General features: G+C 68.9%; 19 protein-coding genes and 6 pseudogenes. 14 read left to right on the top strand and 11 right to left on the bottom strand.

Translation table 11 applies throughout. The annotated features are described in order from the left end of the window. Positions 1 to 186 precede the first annotated feature (186 nt). Both ACFYXS_RS06885 and ACFYXS_RS06880 read left to right on the top strand, forming a co-directional pair. Positions 187 to 609, top strand: a complete 423-nt coding sequence (locus tag ACFYXS_RS06885) for a transposase (RefSeq protein ID WP_389244674.1) — start codon at positions 187 to 189, stop codon at positions 607 to 609. A 224-nt stretch (positions 610 to 833) separates the two neighbouring features. After that, positions 834 to 1,223, top strand: coding sequence for a hypothetical protein (locus ACFYXS_RS06880; RefSeq protein ID WP_389244672.1), 390 nt, complete (start codon positions 834 to 836; stop codon positions 1,221 to 1,223). Between the two features lie 634 nt (positions 1,224 to 1,857). Here the strand turns inward: ACFYXS_RS06880 and ACFYXS_RS06875 are convergent. The 3 genes and pseudogenes from ACFYXS_RS06875 to ACFYXS_RS06865 form a co-directional block, all read right to left on the bottom strand. Continuing rightward, positions 1,858 to 2,064, bottom strand: a pseudogene (locus ACFYXS_RS06875) (IS5/IS1182 family transposase); the annotation flags it as partial. Between the two features lie 51 nt (positions 2,065 to 2,115). Continuing rightward, the gene (locus ACFYXS_RS06870) at positions 2,116 to 2,733 is read right to left on the bottom strand and encodes a superoxide dismutase family protein (RefSeq protein WP_389244670.1); all 618 of its coding nucleotides are present in this window, start codon (positions 2,731 to 2,733) and stop codon (positions 2,116 to 2,118) included. 123 nt (positions 2,734 to 2,856) lie between these two features. After that, positions 2,857 to 3,066, bottom strand: a complete 210-nt coding sequence (locus ACFYXS_RS06865; RefSeq protein WP_389244668.1) for a hypothetical protein — start codon at positions 3,064 to 3,066, stop codon at positions 2,857 to 2,859. Between the two features lie 606 nt (positions 3,067 to 3,672). Here ACFYXS_RS06865 and ACFYXS_RS06860 point away from each other — a divergent pair. Further along, positions 3,673 to 4,974, top strand: coding sequence for a cytochrome P450 (locus tag ACFYXS_RS06860; RefSeq protein WP_389244666.1), 1,302 nt, complete (start codon positions 3,673 to 3,675; stop codon positions 4,972 to 4,974). A 96-nt stretch (positions 4,975 to 5,070) separates the two neighbouring features. Here the strand turns inward: ACFYXS_RS06860 and ACFYXS_RS06855 are convergent, their stop codons facing one another. Further along, positions 5,071 to 5,628, bottom strand: a complete 558-nt coding sequence (locus tag ACFYXS_RS06855) for a GNAT family N-acetyltransferase (protein ID WP_389244664.1) — start codon at positions 5,626 to 5,628, stop codon at positions 5,071 to 5,073. Positions 5,629 to 6,232: 604 nt separating this feature from the next. Between ACFYXS_RS06855 and ACFYXS_RS06850 the strand changes: the two genes are divergently transcribed. The 3 genes and pseudogenes from ACFYXS_RS06850 (at position 6,233) to ACFYXS_RS06840 (ending at position 9,084) form a co-directional block, all read left to right on the top strand. Further along, entirely contained in the window at positions 6,233 to 6,460 is a 228-nt protein-coding gene (locus ACFYXS_RS06850) for a ferredoxin (protein ID WP_389244721.1), read from the top strand. Beyond that, positions 6,457 to 7,824, top strand: a pseudogene (locus ACFYXS_RS06845) (NAD(P)/FAD-dependent oxidoreductase); the annotation flags it as partial. The gene ACFYXS_RS06850 and the pseudogene ACFYXS_RS06845, both read left to right, overlap by 4 nt. A gap of 246 nt (positions 7,825 to 8,070) precedes the next feature. Beyond that, positions 8,071 to 9,084, top strand: a complete 1,014-nt coding sequence (locus ACFYXS_RS06840) for a cytochrome P450 (RefSeq protein WP_389244719.1) — start codon at positions 8,071 to 8,073, stop codon at positions 9,082 to 9,084. Here the strand turns inward: ACFYXS_RS06840 and ACFYXS_RS06835 are convergent. From ACFYXS_RS06835 to ACFYXS_RS06820, 4 genes are all read right to left on the bottom strand, one after another. Beyond that, positions 9,062 to 9,286 (bottom strand): hypothetical protein, encoded by a 225-nt coding sequence (locus ACFYXS_RS06835; protein ID WP_389244662.1) that lies wholly within the window; start codon positions 9,284 to 9,286, stop codon positions 9,062 to 9,064. The genes ACFYXS_RS06840 and ACFYXS_RS06835 overlap by 23 nt on opposite strands. Positions 9,287 to 9,935: 649 nt before the next feature. Beyond that, complete coding sequence (locus ACFYXS_RS06830) at positions 9,936 to 10,307, bottom strand: toxin Doc (RefSeq protein WP_389244660.1); 372 nt, start codon at positions 10,305 to 10,307, stop codon at positions 9,936 to 9,938. A gap of 1 nt (position 10,308) precedes the next feature. Further along, on the bottom strand, positions 10,309 to 10,542 hold the full coding sequence (locus ACFYXS_RS06825; protein WP_375817523.1) for a hypothetical protein: 234 nt from the start codon (positions 10,540 to 10,542) through the stop codon (positions 10,309 to 10,311). A 142-nt stretch (positions 10,543 to 10,684) separates the two neighbouring features. Next, positions 10,685 to 10,885: a hypothetical protein gene (locus ACFYXS_RS06820; RefSeq protein ID WP_389244658.1), complete on the bottom strand. Its 201-nt coding sequence runs from the start codon at positions 10,883 to 10,885 to the stop codon at positions 10,685 to 10,687. On the opposite strand from ACFYXS_RS06820, the pseudogene ACFYXS_RS06815 reads away from it, so the two are divergent. Together ACFYXS_RS06815 and ACFYXS_RS06810 are read left to right on the top strand one after the other, a co-directional pair. Then, positions 10,884 to 11,410, top strand: a pseudogene (locus tag ACFYXS_RS06815) (transposase). The gene ACFYXS_RS06820 and the pseudogene ACFYXS_RS06815 sit on opposite strands and share 2 nt — an antisense overlap. A 700-nt stretch (positions 11,411 to 12,110) precedes the next feature. Further along, a pseudogene (locus tag ACFYXS_RS06810) lies at positions 12,111 to 12,611 on the top strand (DUF1062 domain-containing protein); the annotation flags it as partial. A 350-nt stretch (positions 12,612 to 12,961) separates the two neighbouring features. Here ACFYXS_RS06810 and ACFYXS_RS06805 read toward each other — a convergent pair. Both ACFYXS_RS06805 and ACFYXS_RS06800 read right to left on the bottom strand, forming a co-directional pair. Further along, positions 12,962 to 13,027: pseudogene (locus tag ACFYXS_RS06805) on the bottom strand (hypothetical protein); the annotation flags it as partial. 184 nt (positions 13,028 to 13,211) lie between these two features. After that, entirely contained in the window at positions 13,212 to 13,838 is a 627-nt protein-coding gene (locus ACFYXS_RS06800) for a hypothetical protein (RefSeq protein ID WP_389244656.1), read from the bottom strand. A 534-nt stretch (positions 13,839 to 14,372) separates the two neighbouring features. Here ACFYXS_RS06800 and ACFYXS_RS06795 point away from each other — a divergent pair. Both ACFYXS_RS06795 and ACFYXS_RS06790 read left to right on the top strand, forming a co-directional pair. After that, a complete protein-coding gene (locus tag ACFYXS_RS06795; protein WP_389244654.1) occupies positions 14,373 to 14,783 on the top strand; it encodes a hypothetical protein in 411 nt (136 codons plus the stop codon). A gap of 86 nt (positions 14,784 to 14,869) precedes the next feature. Beyond that, the gene (locus ACFYXS_RS06790; RefSeq protein ID WP_389244652.1) at positions 14,870 to 19,237 is read left to right on the top strand and encodes an AAA family ATPase; all 4,368 of its coding nucleotides are present in this window, start codon (positions 14,870 to 14,872) and stop codon (positions 19,235 to 19,237) included. 631 nt (positions 19,238 to 19,868) lie between these two features. Here ACFYXS_RS06790 and ACFYXS_RS06785 read toward each other — a convergent pair. Continuing rightward, positions 19,869 to 20,456: a helix-turn-helix domain-containing protein gene (locus ACFYXS_RS06785; protein WP_389244650.1), complete on the bottom strand. Its 588-nt coding sequence runs from the start codon at positions 20,454 to 20,456 to the stop codon at positions 19,869 to 19,871. A 198-nt stretch (positions 20,457 to 20,654) separates the two neighbouring features. Between ACFYXS_RS06785 and ACFYXS_RS06780 the strand changes: the two genes are divergently transcribed. The 4 genes and pseudogenes from ACFYXS_RS06780 to ACFYXS_RS06765 form a co-directional block, all read left to right on the top strand. After that, the gene (locus ACFYXS_RS06780) at positions 20,655 to 21,140 is read left to right on the top strand and encodes a cupin domain-containing protein (protein WP_389244648.1); all 486 of its coding nucleotides are present in this window, start codon (positions 20,655 to 20,657) and stop codon (positions 21,138 to 21,140) included. A 120-nt stretch (positions 21,141 to 21,260) separates the two neighbouring features. After that, positions 21,261 to 22,091, top strand: a complete 831-nt coding sequence (locus ACFYXS_RS06775) for an N-acetyltransferase (protein WP_389244646.1) — start codon at positions 21,261 to 21,263, stop codon at positions 22,089 to 22,091. A gap of 1,139 nt (positions 22,092 to 23,230) precedes the next feature. Further along, positions 23,231 to 25,588, top strand: coding sequence for a PQQ-binding-like beta-propeller repeat protein (locus ACFYXS_RS06770; protein ID WP_389244644.1), 2,358 nt, complete (start codon positions 23,231 to 23,233; stop codon positions 25,586 to 25,588). A 76-nt stretch (positions 25,589 to 25,664) separates the two neighbouring features. Further along, positions 25,665 to 25,919: pseudogene (locus ACFYXS_RS06765) on the top strand (CATRA system-associated protein); the annotation flags it as partial. Positions 25,920 to 26,253 lie beyond the last annotated feature (334 nt).

Raw genomic sequence — 26,253 nt, 5'->3', positions numbered from 1 at the left:
TCGTTGCTCACCCACCCCGATGTCAAGACTTGAAAACAACCTCGTTGCCCAAGCGTGTCCAACACCCCACAGCCACACACCACACCCACCCCACAGCCACACACCACACCCACCCCACACCAACCACAAACCCCACAGCACACCCCACACACCCACCCCACCAACCCCCACCCACACCACCAAAAAATGAAACAAGACCCCCAGGTCGCAACCGCCGGCACCCCGCGTGGTGACGAGATGGATCCTCAGCCGCCCCGGGACGCTGACCGAGATCGAACAGCTCCGGCTCAATGCCGTCCTGGCCAACTGCCCCGAACTCGATGCCCTGTCCGGTCACGTCCGGTCATTTGCCCAGATGCTCACCGAGCGCCAGGGCGAACGGCTCTCCCGCAGTGGCTCGACGCCGTCCGTCAGGATGACCTTCCCAGCCTCCACATTCTCGCGGCCGGCATCGACCGAGACCGCGACGCAGTGATCGCCGGACTCACCCTGCCCTGGAGCTCCGGCGTCATCGAGGGACACGTCAATCGGATCAAGATTCTCAAGCGCCAGATGTTCGGCCGAGCCGGCTTCGCACTGCTCCGCAAGCGAGTCCTGTCGGCTCACTGATCGATGTCAGATGCGCGCGATAGCTTCCCGACATGGATGTCTATCCGGTGAGCGTCGGCGCGGAGGAATGATTCGGTGACGAGGAGGACGGATAGGGTGAAGTTGCTTCGGCGCTCAATTCTGAACTCAGGCTGCGGGCCCTGCCGCCCTACGAAGACGTCCCCGCAGAAACGGACTTCGCACCTGGCTCAGGGCACGCCTTCGAGGAAAAGCTGACCCCCGACATGACCGGGTTCCTCGCCTTGTGTCAGACGCACCTGTCACGGGAGGAATCGGAGATCCTCTGCGGCTGGACCGTGCACGTGCCCTTCTTGCTCGATGAGGAGATCCGGTTGCCCATCGATTCTGCCGACCACGATTCCACGGTGGCCGGCGCTCCTCAGGTACTACCGCTCGCCGAGAAGCTGGCGGCAGCCATCGATCTGCCAGCCGAAACCCCGGCGACATGCGACAACCTCGACCTGAGCACGTGGTTCAGGCACGAAGCAAAAGAACTGGCCATTACTCGTACAGGACCGTGGACCAAGGACCTGGACACAACCTTCTGCGTCGCACTGTTCCTGCGCGCTGCACAGCACTCGATCCGACGCGGCTGCCCCATTGTCTGCACCTGAGGCCCACCTTCGATCCACTGGTCTCCCAGCGAAGATCACCCACCGTGCACGCGTCACGGAAAGCGAGCCAGAACCCGCTCTCGCGGACAATGCCAACCCAACGACCCGGCCCACAGGAACGACGATCCAGGATCCCGCCCTCCAGTCGGACCCCGACATGATGGAAGGCCCACACCAACCGCAGACACACCACAAACCCGGGCCGTCAAAGCCCCTTGACAACCCACGACCGTAAGAACCCCACGCGGTCAGCCACTCCCCCACCGGTGCGCAGCGGCCCCCTGCCACTGCACCCAGCGCGGGTCGTCCACCACCAGGTCCCGGTCCACCAGGCCGGTTAACCGCAGGATCAGCAGCATGTGATCGTCCGGGTGTACGAGTCGCTGGGCGGGCGACCGCACCGCTGCGGCCGCACATCACGGCGACCGACGTCACCGCCACCGATCTGCTCGAACGGCCGTTGGTCGGTGCGGCCGGTCCGAAGCTGCTTGACGGCGCGGTGGAACTCGCACTACGGCCCTTCCAGCTCGTGACGCTCCGGCCGTCACACAGCAGCTGATCACGACAGCGGCGGTGCCCCGAAGCCGAACGGCTCCCGGGCACCGCCGCCATGACTGAGCCTTCTCCCACCCCAGGCCGACATAGCCACGCGGAGGACGAGCACCCCCCTCACGATGTCGGTGACGCGAGTCGTACTGCAGTGGAGTTTCCGCAGAAGGCGCCACCGCTTCAGCACGGCCATGGCCTGCTCGCCAAGAGCACGGATCCTCGCGAGGGAGATGTGGAAGGCCGGCTGTCCGGCGGGCAGTCGGTTCCAGCGACCCCGACGGTGTGGTGCCCTTCTTCAGGTCGCCGGCCGGTCTCGTCGACGACCGGCACAGCGGCCTCCGCCCTATTTGCCGGTGCCCGCCTCGTCGGTCGTGTACGCGAAGGGCACAGTGAGACAGGCGAGCCGCGCCCCAGCCATTCCTGCCTCGCCGTGATGCGTCGCCGTCCCGTGCTCGTGGATGACCACGGACTCGGCCTCGCCCGGCCGGAAGCCCCAGCCATGCCTGGATTCGGCGGTCGCACGGCCCTGGGCATCGGTCCTGAAGTCCAACCACACCTCGTTCTCGGGGTTCGCGTAGGCAGGGTCGGTGGAAGGCTGGTTCGGGTCCTTCACGTTCTGGTAATGCGGACCCGAGGCATCGGGTGTGCGGCCACACGGCTTGGTGTGCACATGCGCTCCGTACGTGCGGTTCGGGAGCAGACCGCTCACCGTGATCCGAACGCTGGTGGTTGCGTCGCCGACGCGCCCGTCCACCTGCTCGACGACGGAGATGCGAGCGCCCACGGGCACCGTCTTCGGGTCGTATGTCAGCGGTTTCGACGGATGGAACGGCGAGGACGGCACGAACTGTCCCTCCACCTTCACCGTGGGGGAGCCGTCGTCCGCGAATGCCGATGTGGTCGGCATCGCGAGCAATGCTGTGACGGCAAGGGCGGCGGAGGCTTTGCGAAGAATCCTCATGAACGGTCTCCTTCGACGCAGCGGGATGAGCCGGCCAGCGTGATGGCCGTCCCAACCTACCGGCCAGGGATTCCGCGCCACGTGTTGAAGGCGTCCATTGGAGTGAAGCGCACGATAGTCCAGTCAGCTCGCCGACGGTCCTATCAAGATCTGGACCGGTCCGAAGTGCACCGGTACCTCCATCCTGGTGTCGTCCAGCGTTCCCGACCTCCTTGCAATCGGGTTCACCCAGCCCATCGCCGTGCACGAGCTGTCGATCTCGGTGGGGATGGTGCCGGTGCCCTCCAAGCGGATCGGGGCGCCGACGATCGCCAGCCACCGGTTCGCCTCCAACGCCAGAAGCGGACCGAAACGGAACGACCGGGTCAGCGAAATCGTGGCCGGGCCCTTGGCACCGCGGACCCGGCCGGCGATGCGGGCCGGGGCGCTGGTCAGGAGCGCCTGATCCTGAGCGAGGCCGCTGCGTCCCTGCTGCGGAGAGGGCTGACGGGCGCGACGCGGGGAACTTCTGATCCGTAGCGGCCGTTGAGGGGCAGACCGGCCACTGCCGGGCCGCCGGGCCGTACAAGGACGCTACCGAGGGATCTCGGCCGGGGTGACCACGGAACGGCATCGATGAATGCGGTGATCAGTGGTGAACGCATGCGATCAATGACTGAAATATCCCCCGTACCACAAATATGCCATGTGTGGCAATATGTCATGTGTGGCTTTTGACGCTGAAGACAGGCGAGAGGAGTGCATCATGATCGCCAAGCTGCTTGGCAAGCTGTCCTTCACCCGCCGCTACGGTGCGTACGGGGCCTACGAATGGGATGCGTACGCCGGCGACGACCAGGACTGACCGCTCTGCTGGCGGGCCCTCTGGGCGCCCGCCAGTTCCCAGTCACGCTGCCGACGACATCGGCCTGGACAGGTGCGAGAGCCAGGGACGATCTCATGGGCCGAAGCAATGAGCCGCCGCGGTTGCCCGGCGGCAGCTTCGCGGCCTGGAGCCGCGACCGGCTGGTGATGGCGCGCCGCGGCGCTGAAGAGTGTGGGGACGTCTGGCAGCTGGAGCCGGGTGTCTACGTAGCCGCTGCGGCCGGGCCCTGTGAAGAAGTCCTGCGCCGCGCGCAGGACTTCCCCAAGGCACCCTCGCCTCTCTTCCCGCCGTTGAAGCGGTCGAGCGGAGCACCAACACCCGAGGAGCGTGCGCACGCTCACGCCGCCCGCATGCGCGGACTGCGTGCGCAGGCGGTTGCAGCCCGGATCGGTGAGATTGCGCTCGGGACCGCTCGACTTGCCGACCAGTGGCCCACCGGCCAGGACGTCGAGATTCTGCCCCCGGTCCGGCACGCCCTGGCAGAGATCGGCGTGAGCTACCTCTTCTCCGAAGACGCTCCCACCCTGCTGCCCTATGCCTCACAGCTCTTCTTGGCCCGGGAGGTGCTCGTACGCCCCTCGCGTTGGATATGGCCGCGCTGGATCCCCACACCGGCACAGCGTTTCCGCACCCGACAGCAAGTCGCCTTCACCGATGCTTTGCGGCCCATAGTCCGCCGGCGTCGTTCATCGGGCCGGCTCGGTGACGACATGCTGGGGCAGATGCTCCGGCCCTCCCCCCACTACGGCCTCCTGCCGGAAGAGGCCGTCCTTGACACTCTCCCCGGAATCACCGTCGCCACCTTCGAGACCCCTTCCCGGGCAGCCGGATGGATCCTGCTCCACCTGGCCCGGCACCCCCAGGCGGCGGGCCGCGTCGCGGCCGAAGCCGCCTCGCTGCCCGCGGACCCGGCCGCGACGACCAGCACCCACCTCGGCAGCCTGCAATACACCCAGGCACTGGTAAGTGAGGTGCTCCGGCTGTATCCCCCGAGCTGGCTGCTGACCCGGCGCGCCCCGCGACAGACTCAGCTCGCCGACTACACCATCGACGCCGGGTCCACCGTTCTCGTCTGCCCGTACACCGCCCACCGCGACGCACGGGAATTTTCCGAGCCGGACCAGTTCCAGCCCGAGCGATGGCTCGATGATTCGGGCTCGTCGGCGAAACCCGGGGTCTTCCTCTCCTTCGGTACCGGGCCGCATGGCTGCGAAGGAGCCGCTCTGGCCATGGCGATGCTGACGCTCCTGACTGCACAGACCGCCCGCTGCTACCACTTGAGCGAGCCGCCCGGACCGGAACTCGGCTACCAGGTCACCACCCTCGAAGGTCTCGCAACTGTCGGCTTGCGCCTGCGCGCCACCTTGCGCGGCTGAGGACAGTCCTGCTTTCGGTGGCCGGCCGCCTCCGCCGGCGAACAGCGAACGTCTGCAAAGTTCGAGTGCCGTTCCGCACCCGCCTGGATGACCAGCTCATGGTTCGCTCATCGTGTGTCGCTGGCCGAACTCGTCGGCGAGCATGCCCATCATGACGAGGTCGTGGTGCCGGCCGTCGAAGAAGACGTGTTCCCGCAAGCGCCCCTCCTCGGTGAAGCCGAGCCGACGAAAAAGTGCCAGCGATGCCCCGTTGTCAGCGAAGATCGCTGCTAGGCATTTGTGATAGCGCCGCTCGGCAAACATGAAGCGCAGCAGCAGCACTACGGCTTCTGCCGCGTAGCCCTTGCGCCGGTGGTCAGCGCCGATCGTGACATCGAACTCGAACCAGCCTGAACGAGGGCCGGTGCGATGCGAGCCGACTGTGCCGACCAGCTCTCCCGTGGCCGTCGCTTCGACTGCCAACCGGAAGCGGTCGTCCTCGCACTTGGCAACGGCTTGCTCCTTCGCCCAGGCACGGTAGCTCTCGGCGGACCGCGGCAGATCCAGCCGGCTCCCTCGCCGCCCGTCATCGGCGGCGAAGCGCATGAACGCTGTCCAGTCGTCGGGCTCGATAGCGCGCAGGCGTACCCGATGACCAGTCCAGGACGATGCCATGCCCTATTTGATCACGCTGCTGTGCGCGCGAAGTGGAAAGGCACACCGAGGCAGGTGTTGCCCGTCGTGCTCTGTCCCACCGCTGATCGTCGTCCTCGCCGGGAGCGGCTTGGTCCCGCAGCGGGCGCGAGTCCGACGGTGTCGGAGGTGTGTCGCCAACGCCGAGACAATGAGTGAGGGCGGGAGTCGGCGAGACCGGCTCGCGCCCTCTTCTGTCGGCATCCGCCCTGGCCAGCGCTTGATTCCTACTGATTTCAGGCGAGTGCCCCCGACAACCGAAGAAATGAAGGGCCGGGTCTCTGACCTGCGGCCATCTCATCGCTCAACGCTGGACTCGCCGGTACGGTGCCGCTGTTAGGCTGATTCTTTGACAGTATTCCAGCGCACCGTGCCACACGGTTTTTCGTCGAAATGCCGCAACCAGGGATACGTCCCCAGGCAGGCGCCGATCGCCTTAGCCGCGATGATCAATTCCTTCCATGGACACCCGCCGAGCGCGGCCCTCGTACTTCGCGGGGGTGGGCAGCGGCCGAATCCTCTCTCGCGCGCGCCGGAGTGGGGCCGGCTTGAAGGTCCACAGCTCCCACTCCCTGTGGAGGCCGGGGTGAAAATTGTCGTTGATCTTTCCCGATGTGCGGGGTATGCGCAGTGCGCGTTCCTGGCTCCGGAAGCGTTCCGGATGCACGGTGAGGAAGCGCTGATGTACGACCCGAACCCCGACGACGCCCAGCGCGACCAGGTGCTACGCGCCGCGGCGGCCTGCCCGGTCCAGGCGATCCTGGTCGACCGGTTGGAGGCGCGTCACGCACCCGCGGAGGCGTCGCCGTCATGACCGGTGCCGACAACCTGCGTGCGTTCAAGCGCGATGGCCGCATCGTGGTCGTCGGGGCTTCGCTGGCGGGGCTGCGGGCCGCGGAGGCTCTGCGAGACGAGGGTTTCACCGGATCGTTGACCATGATCGGTGACGAATTGGGCGAGCCCTACGACCGGCCTCCCCTGTCCAAACAAGTACTGACCGGGTGGGTGCCGGCCGGGGGCACAACTTTGCCCCGCCGTCGTGGCATCGACGCGGAGTGGCTGCTGGGCGTGCCCGCCAGCGGGCTGGACCGCGCCACGAACCATGTGCGTCTCGCCGACGGACGCGAGGTTCCCTTCGACCGGGTGCTGATCTCTACCGGGGTACGGGCCCGGCCTTGGTTCGTCGAGTCCGAGGCCGCCCTGGACGGAGTGTTCGTCGTACGTACACGCGAGCATGCCGAGAGCCTGCAGCGGGCCCTCGCCACCGGGCCCTCCCGTGTGCTGGTCATCGGTGCGGGATTCACCGGCTCCGAGATCGCCTCCATCTGTCGCGAGCGGGACATCCCGGTGACCGTCGCCGAACTCGCGCCGGCCCCGCTGGTCGGGGCGCTCGGCGCCATGATCGGCGAGGTTGCGGCCGACATGCAGCGCGCTCATGGTGTCGACCTGCGGTGCGGTGTCAAGGTTGCCCGGCTGGAGGGCGACGCACAGGGACGGTTTCGCCGTGCTCACTTCGACGACGGCAGTACGATCGACGCCGATGTGGCGGTGGTGGCACTCGGGAGTATCCGCAACACCGAGTGGCTGCGGAAGTCGGGACTGGCGGCGGGCGTGTGGGGAATCACCTGTGACACGGGTTGCCGCGCCCTCGACATCAACGGCCGCGTCACCGACGACGTGTTCGCCGCGGGAGACGTGGCACGTTGCCCGAATCCCATCTACGAATACCGACTCATCGCAATGGAGCGCTGGGCCAATGCCGTGGAGCAGGCAGAGGTCGCGGCACACAACATGGTCAGCGCCCAGGCAGACCGCCGGCCCCACCTGTCCATCCCGCTGTTCTGGTCGATCCAGTTCGGCGTCAACATCAAGTCCGTCGGCGTGCCGACCTTCGCCGACGAGGTGCTCCTCACCCAGGGATCGCTGGACGACCACCGTTTCGTCACCGCATACGGCTATCGGGGCCGCGTCACGGCTGCCGTGAGCTTCAACAACGGCAAGTGGCTGGACCACTACCGACGGTTGATCGAGACGGCCGCACCTTTCCCTCCCCCCTGCCCTACGCCGGACCAGCCGGCCGACATGAAACCAGTGCCCGTCGACTTCCCCGGCCCCGCCCTGCTCGCGCAGGGCGCCACGGCGGTGGTCACAGGCCACGACCCGGGTGAGCGCAGCGTCACGGCCGTGCACCAGCATCGGCAGGAGGACGAAGGCCAGACGATCACGACCGAGACGCCCACCACGCTGCAACGGATCTTCGACTACTCCACCCGGGCCGACCCGTATCCGCTGTATGCCGAGTTGCGCAAGACGCCGGTCGCTCGGCAGGAGGACGGCAGCTACGTCATCAGCACCTATCACGAGATCACGGACATATTGAATGACCCGCATCTGAGTTCCGACGTGCGCAACCTGTCGCGTCCGATGCCCTCAGGCAAAGGAGGGGCCACGTCGTCGTTCATCCACATGGACTCGCCCGGGCACGATCGACTACGGCGTATGGCGATGCGTCACTTCGGCCCCCCGCACACCCCTGGGCTGGTGACCGGACTTGAAAGCTTCCTGACCGCCACCGTCGGCAGCCTGATCGACGAACTGGCGGACAAGGAGCAGATCGACGTCGTCGACGATTTCGCCTTCCCGTTCCCTGTGACCGTGATCTGTCACTTGCTCGGCGTGTCACGCGAGGACGAGCCCAGGTTCCACCTCTGGGTGAACGACATCATGAACTCGATCGACTACAACCCCGAGACCGACCCGAAGGAGAAACTGGACAGGGGCGTACAAGCCCGCACGGACTTGCTCCAGCGCCTCGGCGAGCTGGTGGAACAGCGCCACGGCCGGCCGGGGGACGACCTGCTGTCACGGCTGGCCATCGACGACGGGCCCGACGGCCGGATGGCCGACGCCGAAATCGTCGCCACTGCCAAACTGCTCCTGATCGCCGGCAATGAGACCATCGTCAACCTCATCACCAACGGCATGTTGACGCTGCTGCGCCACCCGCAGGTGCTGCAGAGGCTGCGCGACGAACCGGACCTCGTCGTGCCGCTGGTAGAGGAACTGCTGCGCTACGAGCCCTCCGTGCACATCATTCCCTGGCGGGCGGCGTACAGCGACATCACCGTCGCGGACACCATCATCCCCCGGGGCTCGCAGATCATGCTCATGTTGGCCTCAGGCAGCCGCGATCCGAAGCGCTTCCACGATCCCGACCGCTTCGACCCGGATCGGCGAGACAACCAGCACCTGGGGTTCGGCAGCGGCATCCACCTGTGTTTCGGCGGCCCGCTGGCCCGCCGGGAAACCCAGATCGCGCTGACCGAGCTGGTACGCCGGCTCGACCGACCCAGGCTGGTCGCCGACCCGCCGCCGTACCGGCCCAGCCCCGTTCTTCGGGGTCCGATCCATCTGGTCATCGAGCAGGGTGACGGTTGATGCGGCAGCCGAGGACAGCTGCAAGGCCGCGCCACCCACGGCTCGGACAGCGACGGCTCTGCTTGGCCGAATCATGGATGACCCCGAGGTTGACCTCTTCGCCGCGGCCGAGCTGGAGCTGACCGGCCGGGTAGACCAGGAAGTTGATCTCGTCCGGCCACACCGTGGCGGGGGTGGCGGCGCCGATGTCGGTCGGCACCACGGGGGGCGAGGTTGCGGGCCCACCGGATGCGGACGCCGAGCGGGCTGAACACGTCCTGCACGTCGGCGTTGGACACCTCGTTGATGCCGACGCCGTCGCGGCGGGCGATGTCAGCGCGGAACAGGTTCCGCGACCACCACGGGAACACGACTTCCAGCGGCGCGGGTGACGGCGACGTAGGCGAGGCGGGCATCCGCGTCACTACATCTACCGGTCCGGACGCACAGTAATTCGAGCGTCATCGCATCTCAGCGCGGCGCAAGCCGCACAGTTCGAAGAGGCCCTCGGCAAGGCAGTCCGCTGACACCACTACGACAACGCCCCGTTCTTCCTGCGCCCACGGAAACGGTCCCGTGGCACACCGAGGACCGGCTCCGAACCGACAAGTCCTCCCGCGCAGGCGAAGGGGTCCGTAGGTCAAGGCGCCGACCGAAGCGCACGTGCGGGGTCCGGGTCCCTCCGCGCGAGCGGAGGTGGTCCGTCCTGATTGTGGCGGCCGACCACGGCCGGTCTTGGACCGTGCAACGGAAGCAGCGCCGTGATCACGGCTGCCTCAGACGTCGACCCGGCACCGGGGAAGCCGGCCACAGGATGGCCGGTCAGCGACCCCTCCTCGCTCCCGCGCTTTCCGCGCGCCGCTGTCGGCAGTTCACAGCCGCCAGCGGCGGATCTGGTCCGCGCACGCGTAGACGTCCGTGTGCCCCGAGCGGACCTGTTGCGCCAGGTCGCTGAGTGCCCCGTACGGAGCGTCGACGGCTTCGCCCGACGCCGCCATGTAGGCCACCGCGACCAGCGCCCCGTACAAAGCGTTCCGGGCCGGCAGCGGACGCACCGAGACGATCTCGTGAAAAAGGGCTGCCGCACGCCAGGCCGCGTCCACGGTGTAGTCCAGCCTCGGAGCGTTGACCCGGTGCCGGGCGACCGCTGCGACCAGGCCGGAGAAGTCGTGGACCGACGGCTCCTTCGGCAGGACCTCGGCCTGGCGTTCCAGCAGCCAGCGAATGTCGACCTGCAACTCCACCTCAGGCGGCCCGTCCGTTGGCGCTGTCCGGTTCCTCTTCAGGGAACGCCTCGGCAAACTCCGCGGCATGCTTGGCCAGGAACGCAGCAGCCGTCGCAGCCCCGTCGTCGAGACGGGGGTCGCGCTCGGCAGCCTGCGTGATCAAAGCGGTCACCGTGGTGCCCTCGGCCTCGGCACGCGCGACCAGCCTGGCATGAACCGCGTCATCGAGCCGGATATTGATCTGCTTCGCCATACCCCCCAGTGTATAGCAGGCCGCTATACACTGGGCCCGCTCGCGGCAGCAGAGCACGCCCCGCAAGCATTCCGGGGCCGTCGGCTACCGCATTCGACCCGCGGGGCACGATCCCGGCGCATGCCCGCTGACCGTACCGGTTTCACCCGGTGCGGTACACGTCGCCTCGCGTCATGGCTGTGCGCCGCGAGCCACTGCTCCACAGCGGCGGGGCAGTCGGCGTCTGCCGCAGCAGTGTGGCCGCGAAGCGCCACGTGCCGCCCGTGCCGCATCCGACGAGTGCGGAGCTCAGCGCCAGGTCATCGACGACGTCGATGCCGATGGTCCAGTGCGGCACAGTCATGTCGCTCGTCGCTTGCTCGCGTGCCCGCCGAACACCCATCGTTCGGGTGCGTGGCCGCTCCCGTCGGCGGGTCTCGATCGCCGCCCTGACCTGCTACAAGCCCGGCGAGCGGTCCCGGCTGATCTACCAGCCCAGGCTGGACGACGGCCAGGGCACGAGCAAGGGCCGCAAGAGCTTCGCCTGGACCGACTACCGCGACTTGATCATCGCAGCACACACCAGCTCGGCGGACCGATCGTCCTGATCTGGGACAACCTGAACACCCACCTGGCCGCTGGCATGAAGAAGTTCATCGCCGCCCAGGGCCGGCTCACCGTCTACCAACTGCCCCCTTACGCGCCCGATCTCAATCCAGTCGAGGGCATCTGGTCGCTGCTGCGACGCGGATTCCTGACCAACGTCGCCGTCGCCGACCCGGACCGCCTCGTGCGGACGGTCAGACGCGGCTTACGGAAGATCCAGTACCGGCCCCAGCTCATCGACGGCTGCCTCGCCGCGACCGGGCTGACCACTGCGTTGCCGTGATCGTGTTCGACATCGGCAGGTCCTGGACGCCTCAGCGAAGGTCGCGTGGTCCGCGATCGACGATTGGAAGGCCGTTGCCCGCCGGCAGGACGACCAGGAACCGCCAGAGGTCGTGCTCAACGTTCGCCAGTTCGATTGTCGCCGCTGACGCGAAAGCCTCGGCAGCGGGCCCGACACCCTCGGTCAGCTCGTCGAGCCTCGCGTAGAACGTTGCCAGATCTGCGGAGCGGCCGTTGATCCACAGGCGAACTTCGCCCCCGCACGAAGGGCGGCGAGTAGCTCATCGCGCATCGTGCCCGGAGCCGAATCCAGGACCCGGCTGTGAAGGCGCTCCTGGGCACAGGGCTGGGTCGGGGCCGCGTCGGCCTGCTGACGACACCGTCGACACGACTGCAGCGCGTCGGGAACGAAAAGATGCAGATAGACAGTGGTGTGCCGTGCCGATATGCCACACAGCGTCCCGCGCGCGCCGACCGCGTGCTCCACACCAGGGGCCCCGTTCACCTCGCAAGCAGCGAAGCGGGCCGGCTCACGTGCTGCTGCGAACGACCAGCCATCATTTGGGACCTCGATCACGCGGACGAGCATGCCACAGCCGCTCCTCCATCCGAACGTGCCGCCGACATCACGGGTTCAACCTGAGTAACGGAGTCCTACCAAGGGTTTTCCCGTAAATGATCTTCGAGCGCCGTTGCCACAGATGCGCCTCCGGGCGCACGGCACATTCCGCGTCGACGCGAACCGCAAGCTCCTCGATGCCTGGTCCCTCGCGCTGTGCACCGGCTGGGGGGACACCACCAAGCTCAATGCCCTGGAGCGGATGAACGTGCGTTCCGTACGACCCGAGCTCCTGGACCGGTTGCACGACAACAGCCCCGGCCTGGCGGCCGAGCTGGTCCGGGACCCGGTCGTACGGGCCGCAACGTGGGCGGCGCGGGTCGGACCGAGCGGCCGGCCTGGCAGTCGCCGTACGGTCCGCCGCCGTACCGGGCGCACCGCGGCCGGTGGGCGCCTGTGCCGGGGTTGGCCTGGTCTCGGTCCGTTTTGCGGCGGGGATACCTGTGCGACCGGTGCGTCTGAGCGTCGAGGTTTCGGCTCATCGCGAGCCCAGGTCGAGAGACTGCCCGCCGAGGGGAACCTCGTGTCGACAGTCCCCCTGAGCGGCAAGCTCCAGAGCGACTTCACCTTCATGCTCAAGCGCAGAGTCCTTCCGACCCGGGCCCTGTCCGGCAGTATCCGACCCGCCCGACAGGTCTCCTCGGACGCCGTAAGGAGGCGCCGGCGCGTGGGCTCGGGGTGACGGTGCCCCAGCAGCAGGCCCAGGTCGCCGGTGTCCGCCAGGAGCTCGGGCAGGAGCTCGCGCTCGGGCCGGTAGCGGGTGGCGCGGCGGTGTCGGGCCACCGTGTACGCATACTCGTCCAGGCACGTCGACGACGACGGCCCGGCGGCGAGGGTGTCCCGGAGGTCGTGTTGCAGGGCGGCGACCTGCTCGAGCGGCCGCGAGCCCGGCCGCAGGGCGGCGAGCGCGATCAACTGGCCGTTCACGCCGAGCACCTGGTCCAGCGCGGCCGCCATGGCCGGCGTCGGCCACCGCCGCCCGTTCTCCATGTCCGACACGTAGCTCTTGCCGCAGGCGGCCAACTACGCGACTCTCCGTAGCGACCGCTCACCGCGGAGGCGACGTAAGGCCTGCCTGAAGGTCTCCGCCATGGGCGCTCCTCCCCATGTCCGCCATGTCCGCAGCGCAGCGGACACGAGCGGATGCGGTGTATACGGGTACCAACCGCCCTACTCGGCAACGCTACTCCCAAGGACTGATCAACCACGGGGCGTGACGGGAGAACCGGTGTCGAGACGAGGGGACGCCGCCAGCCGCGCTGAGCCGGTCCAGGGCCTCCGCCGCCTCCTCTCGCTCGCCGACGCGCGAAGCGGCCTCGACGAGTTCGGCCAGCCCCCAGTTACGGAACCGCTGTGCCGGCTCGTCCCGGCCGGCCTCCCGGGCCGCCGCGAGGGCTTGCCGGTATTTTCCCGTCCCGTTGCAGAGCAGGGCTGTCGCCCACTGGATGAAGCTGACCCCGACCCCCTCGCCGCGTCGCGCCGCATCCCGGGTGCCGGCCGCGATGAGCGCCTGTGCCTCGCCCGTCCGGCCGCGGAACGCCGCCTCGCCCAAAGCCCCGTAGAGAGCGATGCCGCTTCCGGTCACCTCTGAGATCGCTGTCTCCTCGCCGGTCAGCGCCGCGGCCTTCGAGAAATCCCCGGCGAACAGATGCGCGCCGGCGCGGGTGCTGAGGGCCACGGGCAGGACCGCGCGCGTGCCGGACGCCCGCCCGTGCTCCACGAACCGTTCGGCAATCGCCTCCCATGCCTCGAAGTCCCAGAGCAGCCCAGCCGCGTGTCCGGCCAGCCAGAACCAGCGCAGGCCCTCCAAGGACGGTCAGGTTCAAGGTGAGGGAGTCATGGTCGTCCCCGAGGTCGCGGGCTTGGGACCAGCGCAGGGAGACAAGTGCGGCCCGCCGTGCGCACGAGGAGCCGGACGAGCACGACGCGGGCGTACCGGTTCCGCGCATCCAGATGCGCCTCCGGCGCGTAGGCAAGGGCCCCGTCGCCTGCTGCCACTGCTCTCGCACCCGACCTGCCGGGCGCGTTCCCCGCACACCCTGGGACGAAGAGGTCGACCGCCAACGGAACCGGCACGATCACCGCACGCAAGTCCCGCGCCATCGTCTACGATCACCCATCGAAAGAGGGATGCAGCAGTAAGTTGGTCGAGAAGGACTCCACACGGTCCCTCCTACGCCCAGCCTTGCCTTATGCCGGCCCTGGGGGACTCACTCGCTCTGCGGAGGTTGCGGCGCGTCCGTCGGCAACGCCAAGTGTGCCGGGCGGAGGAGGGATCTTCCGCTGCACGCCGCCGTTTGATACGAACAGTTGCTGCCTGGACACCGGTCGGGAGGGAGAGACGATGGAGGTCGTCATCGTCGCCGGGGAGACCGCTGAGGACCTGCGGTCACTCTACGCGTGGCTCAGCGCGGAGCAGGAACTGCGCGGCCGGGTGCGGCTGGAGCACACCCCACCACCGCCGGGCGCGCTGGGCTCCTTACCCGACACGATCGTCGCCCTGCTGGCCCCAGGGGTGTCGAGCGCGTTGGCGGGTTCCGTCGTGGCGTGGCTGCGGCACCGGACCTCCGACGTGCGGTGCGTCCTCACCCGATCGGACGGGACGAAGTTCGAGGTCTCGGCCCGGCGGGTCCGGCACGCCGATCTGACGGAATGGCACGCGACCGTCGACTCCCTCGCCCGCAGCCTGGCCGGGGTGGACCTGCCACCGGGCGGGGCGGGGCCCGGGGCGTCACCCGGCGGTGAGGAGGCGTGACCGCACTGGGTTCGCCGGGGAGCCGAGTCCTCCTGATCGGCACAGGTACCCACACTCCCGGCCGCGGACTGCCATCCGTTCCCGCAGTGGGCGGAACGCTTACCGATCTCGGGCAGGCATTCACCGACCGTTGCGGACTACCGGAGGAGAACCTGCATATCCTGCGGGACCCGGCCTCTCCGATCGAATCGGGGCTCGCGGTCGCCGAGGCGGCCGAGCGGGCGCAGGACGTGCTGTGGGTGCACTTCGTGGGGCACGGGCTGGTCAGTCCGGCCGGAGAGTTGTACCTCGCCACGGCCGCCACCGACTCCCGGCCGGGGCGGCTGGCGCCGACTGCTCTCGCCTACTCCGCAGTTCGTGATTGCGTCCTGCAGACACAGGCGCGGTCGATCGTGGTAGTGCTGGACTGCTGCTTCTCCGGTCGCGCCGTCGGCGCACTGGGTGTCGGGACCGCCGAGGAGGACATCGAACTGGCCCGCGTGCACGGTGGGTTCGTGCTGGCGGCCGCGGCCCGGGATGAACTCGCGCTGGCTGTCCCGGGGGCTGCCCACACGGCTTTCACCGGTGAGTTGATCCGTCTGCTGTCCGAGGGCGACCCGGACGGACCACCGTCGCTGACCCTGCGGCAGGCCGCCCGGTACCTGGACCGGGTGATGCCCTCCCGCGGCTACCCCCGGCCACGGCACCGCACCAGCGAGTGGATCGACGACCTGGTCCTCGCCCCCAACCCGGCCTACCGATCACCGGCCGCCGGAACGTCGCTCGACACTGCCGGAACGGTGGGCGGCCCTGCTCTGGACGAACCGGCGCCATTGTGCCCGTACCCGGGCCTGGCCGCGTTCTCGCCGGGCCAGGCGCAGTGGTTCTTCGGCCGAGAGCAGCTGACCGGCGAGCTGGTCACGCGGCTCGCCGCGCGGGTCGAGGAGGGAGTCCCACTGGCCGTCGTGGGCGCCTCCGGCTCCGGCAAGTCCTCCCTGCTCGGCGCCGGGTTGCTGGCCGCCCTGTCCAAGGGCGACCTGCCCCGGTCAGGCTCGCGCACCTGGCCGCGGTTGCGGATGACGCCAACCGAGCATCCGCTGAGTGAACTCGCCGCCCGGCTGGCTGTGATGGGCGCCGGCGATCCCGCGGCCCTGCACAAGGAGTTGGCTTCGGACCCGAGCCGGATCACCGGCATCGTCCGGTCACTGCTGGAACGGCGTGCAGGGGGTGAGGCGGCCAAGGGCGCGCGACTGGTCATACTGGTCGACCAGTTCGAGGAGGCGTTCACCCTCTGCGAGCGATCCCTGGAGCGACGGCTGTTCGTGGCAACGCTGGCCGCCGCCGCGACCGGCGCCGGATCGGCGGAACCGGCGGCGCTGGTGGTCTTCGGCGTACGTGCGGACTTCTTCGGCCAGTGCGCGGCCTTCCCCGAACTGCAACTCGCCATGAACACCCCTGTCGTCGTGGGGCCGTTGACCGCCGGCGGGTTGCGGGACGCCATCCAGCGGCCGGCCCTCGCCGTGGGCCTCTCACTGCAACCGGGCCTGCTGGAGGTGGTGACCCGCGACCTGGGCGCCCGCGGCGCGGACGGCGATGCGACTGAACCCTTGCCCGACCCCGGTGCGCTGCCGCTGCTGGCCCACGCCCTACAGGCCACCTGGCAACGCCGCGAGGGCCGGCTGCTCACCGTCGCCGCGTACCAGCAGGCCGGCGGCATCGAGGCCGCGGTCACCACAACCGCCGAGGAGACCTACGCACAGATGAGCCCGCGGCAACAACGCGCCGCCCAGCGGTTGATGCTGCGCTTGGTCAGAGTCGGCGCCGACGGCCAGGACACCCGCCGCCGGGTCGGAACGGATCGCCTGCTGCGGGACGCCGCCGACCCCGGCGATACCGCGGGCGCGCTGGAGGCCCTGGTCACAGCGCGGCTGGTCACACAGGACGCCGACACCGCCGAGATCACCCATGAGGCACTGCTGCTGGCCTGGCCGCGGCTGCGCCAGTGGCTCGACGCCGACCGGGCCGGCAATCTGGTCCGCCAGGATCTCGAAGAAGCCGCGGCCTCCTGGGACCGCGCGGGGCGGGACTCCGGCGAACTCTACCGCGGCTCCCGCCTGGACGAGGCCCGCGCCTGGGCCCGCTCTCCGCGCGAACAGAGCACCAGCGCCACGGTGTCCGCCTTCCTCGAAGCGTCGTCGCGCCTCAGACAGCGCGCGAACAGACTGCGCCGCTCCGTGATCGTCGTCCTCACCACGCTGACCCTCATAGCCGCCGGAACCGCAATGATGGCCCTCCACCAGCGGTCCGACGCTCAGTCCCAACGCAACACCGCGATCTTCAACCAGCTCACGGCCGAGGCCGACGCCCTGCGCTCCACCCAACTCCCGCTGGCGGCACAGCTGGACCTCACCGCCTACCGGATGCGGCCGACACCGGCGAGCTACATGCATCTGGTGACCGACGCCGGCGGCCAGTTGTCCACCGCCGTGCGGAACGGAACGAGGGGCGTGCAGTCGGTGGCGTACCGACCCGACGGCCGCGTCCTCGCCGCAGGCGGCAGCGATGGGAAGGTGAAGTTGTGGGGATCCTCCGGCTCCGCCGTGTCCAAGCCGCTGGGACCGGGTTTCAGTACGTCTGGTGGCACCGTCTACTCGTTGGCTTTCAGTCCCAGCGGCCGTCTGCTGGCCGTCGGCGACCTGCACAGCACCGTGCGGTTGTGGAACGTGGCCGACGCGTCCCGCCCAAGCCTCGTCGGGCGACCGCTCGTCGGCAGTTACGGCGCCGTCTTCTCTGTGGCGTTCAGCCCTGACGGACGCACCCTGGCCGCCGCTGAAGGCGATGGAACGGTACGGCTGTGGGATGTACGGGACCCGGCGCGCCCCGAACCGTTGCGCCCGCTGCCCGGCGGGCACCCGGGCAGCGCGTTCTCGGTACGCTTCAGTCCTGGCGGCCGCACCCTGGCGAGTGCCGGCCTCGATGGCACGATTCGGTTGTGGGACGTGGCCGATCCGTCGCGCGCCCGCCCGCTCGGCTCTCCCCTCCCCGGTCCCAAGAGTCCCGTCTACACAGTGGCGTTCAGCCCCGACGGCCGCATACTGGCCGGCGCCGGCGACGACGGCGACATCCGCCTGTGGAACCTCGCGGACCCCGCACACCCCACGCCGCTCGGTTCGCCGCTGACCGGACCCGTCGGAGCGGTGTGGTCGGTGGTGTTCAGCCCGGACGGCCATACCCTGGCCAGCGGTGGCACGGACGACACCGTGCGCCTGTGGAACCTCGCGGACCCCGCACACCCCACGCCGCTCGGCTCACCACTCACCGGTCTGAACGGCGTTGTGTGGACGGTGGCGTTCAGCCCGGACGGCCGCACGCTCATCGGTGCGAGTGGCGACGACACGATCCGGGTGTGGCCCGATCCGACCGGACCCGGACCCCTCCTGGGCGGTCACACCGCTCCGATCCGTGCGGTCTCCGTCAGCCCGAACGGCAGGGTACTGGCCAGCAGCGACAGCAACGGCACGGTACGGCTGTGGAACCTCTCCGATCTCGCCCGCCCCACGCCGTTCGGCTCGCCGCACACCGATCCCCGTCAGGCGGTCGTCTCCCTGGCGTTCAGCCCCGACGGCCACGTCCTGGCCGGTGGGGACAGTGGCGGCCTGGTAGCACTGTGGAACGTCTCCGACCCGGCGCACGCCGAACGGCTGGGCGCGGCGCCGAACGACCGTCCGACAACCGCCATATCCGTGGCCTTCAGCCCGGACGGCCGCCTCCTGGCCAGCGGCAACATCGACGGCACCATACGGCTGTGGAACGTCGCCGACCCAAGGCGTCCTGTCGCGCTGGGCGGCCTGCCCACCGACCACACGAGCACCGCGTTCAGTGTTGCCTTCAGTCCGGACAGCCGCACGCTTGCCTCTGCCGGCGGCAACGGCACAGTGCAGTTGTGGAATATCGCCGATCCCTCTCGTCCCACCCCCTTCGCCACGCCGCCGATCCATTCGGCCGGTTCGCTCTACACGGTGGCGTTCAGCCCAGCGGGCCACCTCATGGCCAGTGCCGGCGGCGATCAGACACTGCGCCTGTGGGACGTGACGAACCCGGCCGCTGTCCGGCCGCTCGGCCCACCACTGACCGGCCACACCGGTGCGGTGTTCTCCGTGGCGTTCAGCCGTGACGGACGGACCGTGGCGACGGCCGGCGGAGACGGCACCGTGCGCCTTTGGAACCTGTCCGATCCGGCGCACCCCGCGGCGCTCGGTATCCCGCTGACCGGGCACACCAGCACGGTCTACTCCGTGGCGTTCGGCCCGGACGGTCACTCCCTCGTCAGCGGCGGCAACGACAAGACCGTCCGCATCTGGCAGTTGGACCTCACCCGGGCCATCCACCGAGTCTGCACCGCTACCGACGCGATCACTCCAGCCCAATGGCACCGCTACCTCCCGCAACTGAACTTCGCTCCGCCATGCCCGTAGCGCGCTCCAGGTAACGCGCATCCATCGGCCAGGCTGCCTGGCACATAAGCCGGCTCGGCGCCCTCGACCGCCTAGAAACCCTCGTTCGCAACCGGCTCAAACGTCTGCACTGCCGCTGGGATCTGGCTCCAAACCGGTGTCGGTGGCCCCCGTGCGGACCTTGGCGCCCGCGACGATGGACAGTTCACGCCTGGTGCTCGATTCACGCTTTAGCGGACATGGATCGGACGGCGCACTGTTCTATGACAGCGGTGCAGGGACGGCTGAAGACCGTTCGGTCGGCGAGCGACCACTGACGGGATGCGAGGCCGGTGTCAGCCAGGGACGGCATTCGCGCGGCAGCAGCGCACACGGCGCCCAGGAGGCGAGCTCCTCCCCCGCCAACGGTAGGGCGCGGGCAGTGACGTGTGCACGACTTCGTCGCTCGCCTCGACGGTGATCCGTCTCAGCCGGTCCTGGACCGATTCGCGCTGCTGCCGACGATGCGACACAGGTACGCATACGGGGGCGGAGCGAGAGCGAAGTGAAGCAGGTGCGGCACTTCGTCGGAAGGACCGACGCGCTCCGCCTCAAGCCGGCCGCGCTGACACCGTCGCCCGCGATCCAAGGGCACGGTGTGAGTGTGCCGCGGTCAGTCGGCCATCCCGACCGCGGGGGGTGCCACACGCCGGCGTACCTGCTCGCCCTGCCGGCCGAACAGGCAGAGCACCTCGGCGGGCTCGTGTCCGCTGTTGCCGAACCAGTGCGCCATGCGCGTGTTGAACTCGGCGGACTCGCCGACCCTGACCTGCAGGTCCATGCCGTCGAGGATGAGCCGCAGGCGGCCCGACATGACGTACATCCACATGTGTCCCTCGTGGACCTGCGGATCGGGGTCGGTCCTGCCGGGTGGTACGACCAGTTTGAAGGCCTGAATGGGGCCGATCTCCTGCGAGAGCGGCAGACGCACCATGCCGTTCCACGGCTGGGGTTTCAGCCGGTTGAACGGTCCTTCCTGCGGCGAGACCTGGATGACGTCGTCCAGGCTGATCCGGAGGGCCTGGGTGATCGGCAGCAGGACTTCCAGGCCGGGGCGCCGCAGACCGGCCTCCAGGCGCGAGAGGGTGCTCTTGGATATGCCGGTCGCCTTCGCGAGAGCGGTCAGGGTGACACCGCTGCGCACGCGATGGCGCCGCAATTGCGGTCCCACCTCGGCCAGCGTCCGATCCGTGTAGTGCATATCGGGGTGATCTCCTCATTTCCGGTTGCTGTTCCCAGAATCCGCAACAGATCTTGTCCCATTTCTAGGCGCTCTTCCAGGGTGGGGGTGCGCGCCTGGGGGCGCGATCGGCACGGACGTCGAAGGGCTTCGTCCGGGCCGAGCTGCGTTCGGGGCTGCCGTGCCCATCCTCGCGGCCGCCGGGAAAGGGAGAGAAGCATGGGGAACTGGGGAGCTGACGGCTGGGCCGTTGCGCCGGGCGAAGGCCGCCGGGTGGAGCCGGGTGGCAGACATTGGCTGGAGGTACTCGTTCGCGGCCGGGACGTGGACGAAGCCCTGGGGGTGTTCGCGTTCACGCACGACGTGATCACCGAGAATCCGCCGCACGCCCATCACGCGTTCATGAAGATCATCTATGTGCTGGAAGGTCATTACGACTTCCGGGTCGGCGACGCCGTGTTCTCCGGTGGGCCGGGCACCCTGGCCGTCGTCCCCAGGGGCAGTCTGCACACCTTCACCACGCCCACCGGGGGGCGGGCGCTCTTCGTGTCGTCGCCCGCCGGCAACGAGGAACTCTTCCTGGAGATCGGCAAGCTCGGACCCCACCCGGCTCCCGAGCAGCTCGAGGCTCTCAATGCCCGTTTTCACACCACGGGACCGGGTGAGGAAGAGGCCTCGTGGCAGCAGATGCACGCGGCTGAGTGACGGCGTCCACCACGGCGGGAGCGATCCTGCCCACCACATGTCCGGGCGGTCGGTCCGGATGTGGACCATGACGCACTCCTGCCGGAAATCACTGGTAACTGACAAAGAAGGACATCTCACATGCAAACCATCGTGCCGATTGGCCTGGCCGAACAGACCGAGATCAAGGCGTACGCGGACTTCCTGGCCGCCGCACCGCATCCGGTGCGGGAGCGGCTCGGCATCGACGAGCGGAGCGTGGGAAGCGCGCTGGCGATCGTGGCTGTCGGAGAGGAAACCCGCTTCTTCAACCGGGCGGGCGGATTCGGCCCGGACCGGCCGATCGACAGGGACACCGTGGCCGAGATGTGCGAGTTCTTCCGCCGGCAGCAGGCGCCCAGCGGGATGTTCATGATCGCGCCGTCGCTGCTTCCGCCGGACTGGGACTCGATCGCCGGCACGTTCGGCCTTACCGAGGGCACCCGGTTCGTCAAGTTGGGCCTGGACATCGAGTCCGCGGTGGCCCAGGCGGTCGAGCCCCTGTCCTCGGAGCTGCGGGTCGGCCGCGTGGGCACCGAGCAGGCGCACGAGTGGGCCACCGTCATGATGCCGACCCTCGGGCACGCCATGCCCGACGTCATCGAGATGGCCGAGGCTTGCGTGGGCCGGCCGGACTGGCAGCAGTACGCCGTGTGGGAGGGGGAACGGATCATCGCCGTCGGCAGCATCTACGTGAACGGCGAGTGCGCCGACATGTTCGGTGGGGCGACTTTGGAGGGCTGGCGCGGCCGGGGTGCCCAGTCCGCGCTGTTGGCCGCCCGCGTGAGTGCGGCCCGGGCCGCGGGGTGCCGGTGGATGGTGGCCGAGGCCTTCGCGGAGGGGCCCGGGGAGCACAATTCCTCCCTCCACAACATGCTGAGCACCGGGTTCGAGCGGATGTACGAGCGGGTGAGCTGGGTGTGGCAGCGATGACGATGCTCGGGACGGCAACTGCCGGCTCGGGCTGACGGCCCGTGGGCCTCGCTCCGTGCGCAGTGCCAGGACCTCCCTCGCGTTAGCGGGTGCGGATCCGTGTGCACGGGGCGAGGCCTGTGGTCGTGGGTATCGAGGGACCTGATCATGTCACCGCTGCTGCGAAAGCCGTCGGTGACCGCGTCCACATCCGGACGGAGAGGCACTTGCGGATCGCGGGCGTCTCACGGCAATCGCTCGGCGCCTCGGGCTGCGCCTCGATCGAGTCCGGATTTCGGAGCGTCTCCTGCGCGTTCAGACTTCGGCTTCCAGGCCGGCGGCGAGCATCCGCCTCGCGCCCTCGAGGACGATGGCGTCGATCAGGGAGCCGGTCCTGGTCGTTCCATCGGCATTTACTACGCAGAGCACGGGCATGCCTTCCCGACCGACGGTGCAGCGTCGGCCAACTCGATGACCAGAAGTCGATCACTGGGGAAGGTACGCCCTTTGCCCCCGACCCGATGCCGATCCACAGGCGATGAGCATTGCTCCGTCCTCGGCGAGGTGTCGCCCTCGGCTCGGTTGTCAGTGCGCTCTTCTACCGTACGAGGTATGAGGCACTGGATTCACCAACCGCTCGTGGGTCACGATGAGATCAACGTCGTCTTCTTCCGGGGCCCGTCCCTGGACGCACTGACACGCGGACTCCTCGCGGCGCACCGGCTGCCGCTCGCGTACGCGAAGGGCACCGAGTGGGGGGTGCTGATGCACCCAGTGACTACGATGAACGGATCGTGCGGGTGGTCGTCGAATTCTTCGCTCTGCCCGAGCTGGACCTTCCCCATCGCGACATTGTCTGACCCCGGACCTCGGGCACCGCAGGGGGTACTGGGGGTAGGCCCGTTTCATGGATCCGGAGCGGCCGCCATGCTGGGGGCGGTCGTCGGGGTGGCGGGGGACGGCCACCACAGCTTTCACCCGGTGGAGGCTGCGTGACAGGTACGCGAGCAACAGCGCGCCAACGTCGAGCAATGACACCGTGGCGTCCTTCGCGATGTGTACGTCCAGTTCCTTCGGTGTGATCAGACGCTCGTCAGCGGAAGAGGCTATCGGGAATGATGCGGTAGCAGTCCGAGGGCCGCGGGCAGGGGGAGCGTGGGGTGGCAGTGTTCAAGGCCTTGGAGCCGGAAGATCCACGGCAGGTAGGGCGGTACCACATCGTGGCCCGACTCGGCGCGGGTGGAATGGGCCAGGTGTATCTGGCACGTTCGCCCGGCGGCCGGCCGGTCGCGGTGAAGGTGGTGCGCCCCGAGCTGGCCGGGGATGGCGAGTTCCGGCGACGTTTCATTCGCGAGGTGGCTGCGGCTCGCCTTGTCAACGGAGCCTTCACCGCCGGTGTGGTCGACGCCGATGCGGACGACTCCCCGGCCTGGCTGGCCACCGTCTACGTGCCTGGGGTCTCGCTGGGAGAGGCGGTCGCCGGGCACGGCCCTTGGCCGGCCCGGCCGTTGCTGGCGCTGGCGGCAGGGCTGGCCGAGGCGCTGGAGGCGATCCACGCGGCGGGGGTGGTGCACCGCGACCTGAAACCCTCCAACATCCTGTTGTCCGCCGACGGCCCCCGAGTGATCGACTTCGGAATCTCGGTGGCCAGCGGGGCCAGTGCGCTGACCCAGACCGGCATGACGATCGGCACTGCCGGGTTCATGTCCCCCGAACAGCTCGTCGATCGGCCGGTCGGACCGGCCAGCGACGTCTTCGCCCTGGGCGCGGTGCTGGCCTACACCGCTACCGGAGTCGGCCCGTTCGGCACAGGCAACCCCCATGTCCTGCACTACCGCACCGTCCACGAGCCTCCCCACCTCGACCCCCTGCCATCCGAAGTGCGCGAGGTGGTGGCCGCCTGCCTGGCCAAAGATCCCGACCGGCGCCCCACCGTCGCCCGTCTTCTCGACTGGTTCACCCCCGCCGACGGCTCCGACCGGGGCGGCGAGACCGCCGCCACGCTGCCGTCCGGACCCGACTGGATGCCCGACCCGATCGCCCGGCTGGTACAGGCACACACTGCCACCGCTCTCCCCCGCAACCCGCTCCCACGGCCCACCGCGTCAAAGCCCGAGGTCGGTACCCCGACTCCCACCCCATCCCCCGTGACGCCCCGGCTGTCTGCCCCAACGCGCAAAGCCGAGCCGCCAACCGGCCCGCCGCCCACGCCCACGCCCACGCCCAGGCTGCCCCACGCACCGGCCCGGACCGGACCACAGCACCGCCCCGTCCCCCCGGCCCCTCGGCAGCCCGCACCCACCCGATGGGATCGCCCGGCAGGACCGGTGAGCTACACCCCGCCGCCGCACGGACAGCCACCCAGCCCCCGGCACCAGACATCACGTCGCCGGGTCCTGCTCGGCCTGGCAGGCACCGCCGTCACCGCTGGGGCCGGTCTCACCGGATGGAAGATAGCTACCGGCCTCACCGAGGGATACGGCCCCCAGCTTTCAACCGAGCCTTCAAAGAGCCCCAGCGCGTCCTACGAGCCGAGCCCCAGCGGCCCTGGCTCACAGCTGTGGAAGTTCCGAACCGGTGACACGGTGACGTCGCCGGTGGTGGTCGGCGACGTGGTCTACGCAGGCAGCTGGGACGGGAACCTGTACGCGGTGAACGCCACCACCGGCAAGCAACGCTGGTCCTTCACTGCCGACGGCGACGAAAACGCGTACTCGTCAGTGGTGGCGGCCCACGCGGTGGTCTACGTCGGCAACGAGAACGGGAAGCTGTATGCGGTGGACGCCGCGACCGGCAAGCAACGCTGGTCCTTCACCACCGGCGACTACGTGGGCTCGTCACCGACGGTGGCCGATGGGGTGGTCTACGTCGGCAGCGAGGACCACCACCTGTATGCGGTGGACGCCGCGACCGGCAAGCAGCGCTGGTCCTTCACCACCGGCGGCGACGTCGAATCGACTCCGGCGGTAGCCGGTGGGGTGGTCTACATCGGCAGCTGGGACGGGAAGCTGTACGCGCTGGATGCCGCAACCGGCAAGCAGCGCTGGTCCTTCACCACCGGTGACACCGTGCAATCGTCGCCGACTGTGGCCGACGGCATGGTCTACGTCGGCAGCCGGGACCACCACCTGCATGCGGTGGACGCCGCGACCGGCAAGCAACGCTGGTCCTTCACCACCGGCGGCGACGTCGATGCCTCCCCGGCGGTGGCCGACGGCGTGGTCTACGTCCACAGCTGCGACCACCACCTGTATGCGGTGGATATCGCAACCCGCAGGAAACGCTGGTCCTTCACCACTGGCGGCGACGAGAGCAGAGCCTTCTCCTCTCCGGTAGTGGCCGGCGGCGTGGTCTACGTCGGCAGCGACGACCAGAACCTGTATGCGGTGGACGCCGCAACCGGCAGGAAACGCTGGTCCTTCCCCACCGCCGACCATGTGTACTCGGATCCGACTCTGTCCGCAGGCGTGGTCTACGTCGGCAGCTTGGACGGATACCTGTATGCCGTGCGCACCTGACAGCACTTATCCAACGGGGGCCGCGAATGGATGCTGACGTGCAGCGGCGGGTCGTCAACCGGCTGCGGACGCTCGACGGCTGGCTCTTGTCGTCCGAGGGTGGCTCGACGTGGGAAGGGTGCTCAGGGCGGAGGACGCGGCAGTTGCCGCGGACTCCGCCCGCGCGGTCGATGAGACGCTCACGAGACTGCGGGCTCTGGCGTCCTCCTTGCGTGCCCAGTCCCTGCCCGGTACCCGCAAGGCCCTCATTCCGCCGGACCGGCGCGAGCAGCGCAACGTCCTGGTCGGCGGTCTGAACCGTTCCGGGATTGATCGAGACTCTATGTCGTGACAACGTCGAACTCGGCCGCGAAGAAATGTGCCGCGGCCTTGAGGATCCCGTTCGCCCGCTTCAGCTCGGCGATCTCCTTCTTCATCGCCTCGACCTGCACGGACTCCTTCGTTGTCGTCCCCGGCCGGGGCCGGCATCGATCTCTTCCTGGCGGACCCGCTTGCGCAGCATCTCGGTCGGGCCGATGCCCGAGTGCTGCGCCGCGGCCGCATCCCGCGCTGACCGCGGCGGCACACCACGCAACAACCGCGTCACCGCCGCGCACCAGTGCGGTCCGGGGAGCGCAGAAGCGCGGCGCCGTGCGTCATCGTGGAAGCCAGGCGCAACTAACGGG

The sequence above is a fragment of the Streptomyces sp. NPDC002574 genome, assembly GCF_042889545.1.
Classification (GTDB): domain Bacteria; phylum Actinomycetota; class Actinomycetes; order Streptomycetales; family Streptomycetaceae; genus Actinacidiphila.
The sequence above is the reverse complement of the archived record's forward strand: the minus strand, read 5'-3'. Positions and strand labels throughout refer to the sequence as shown.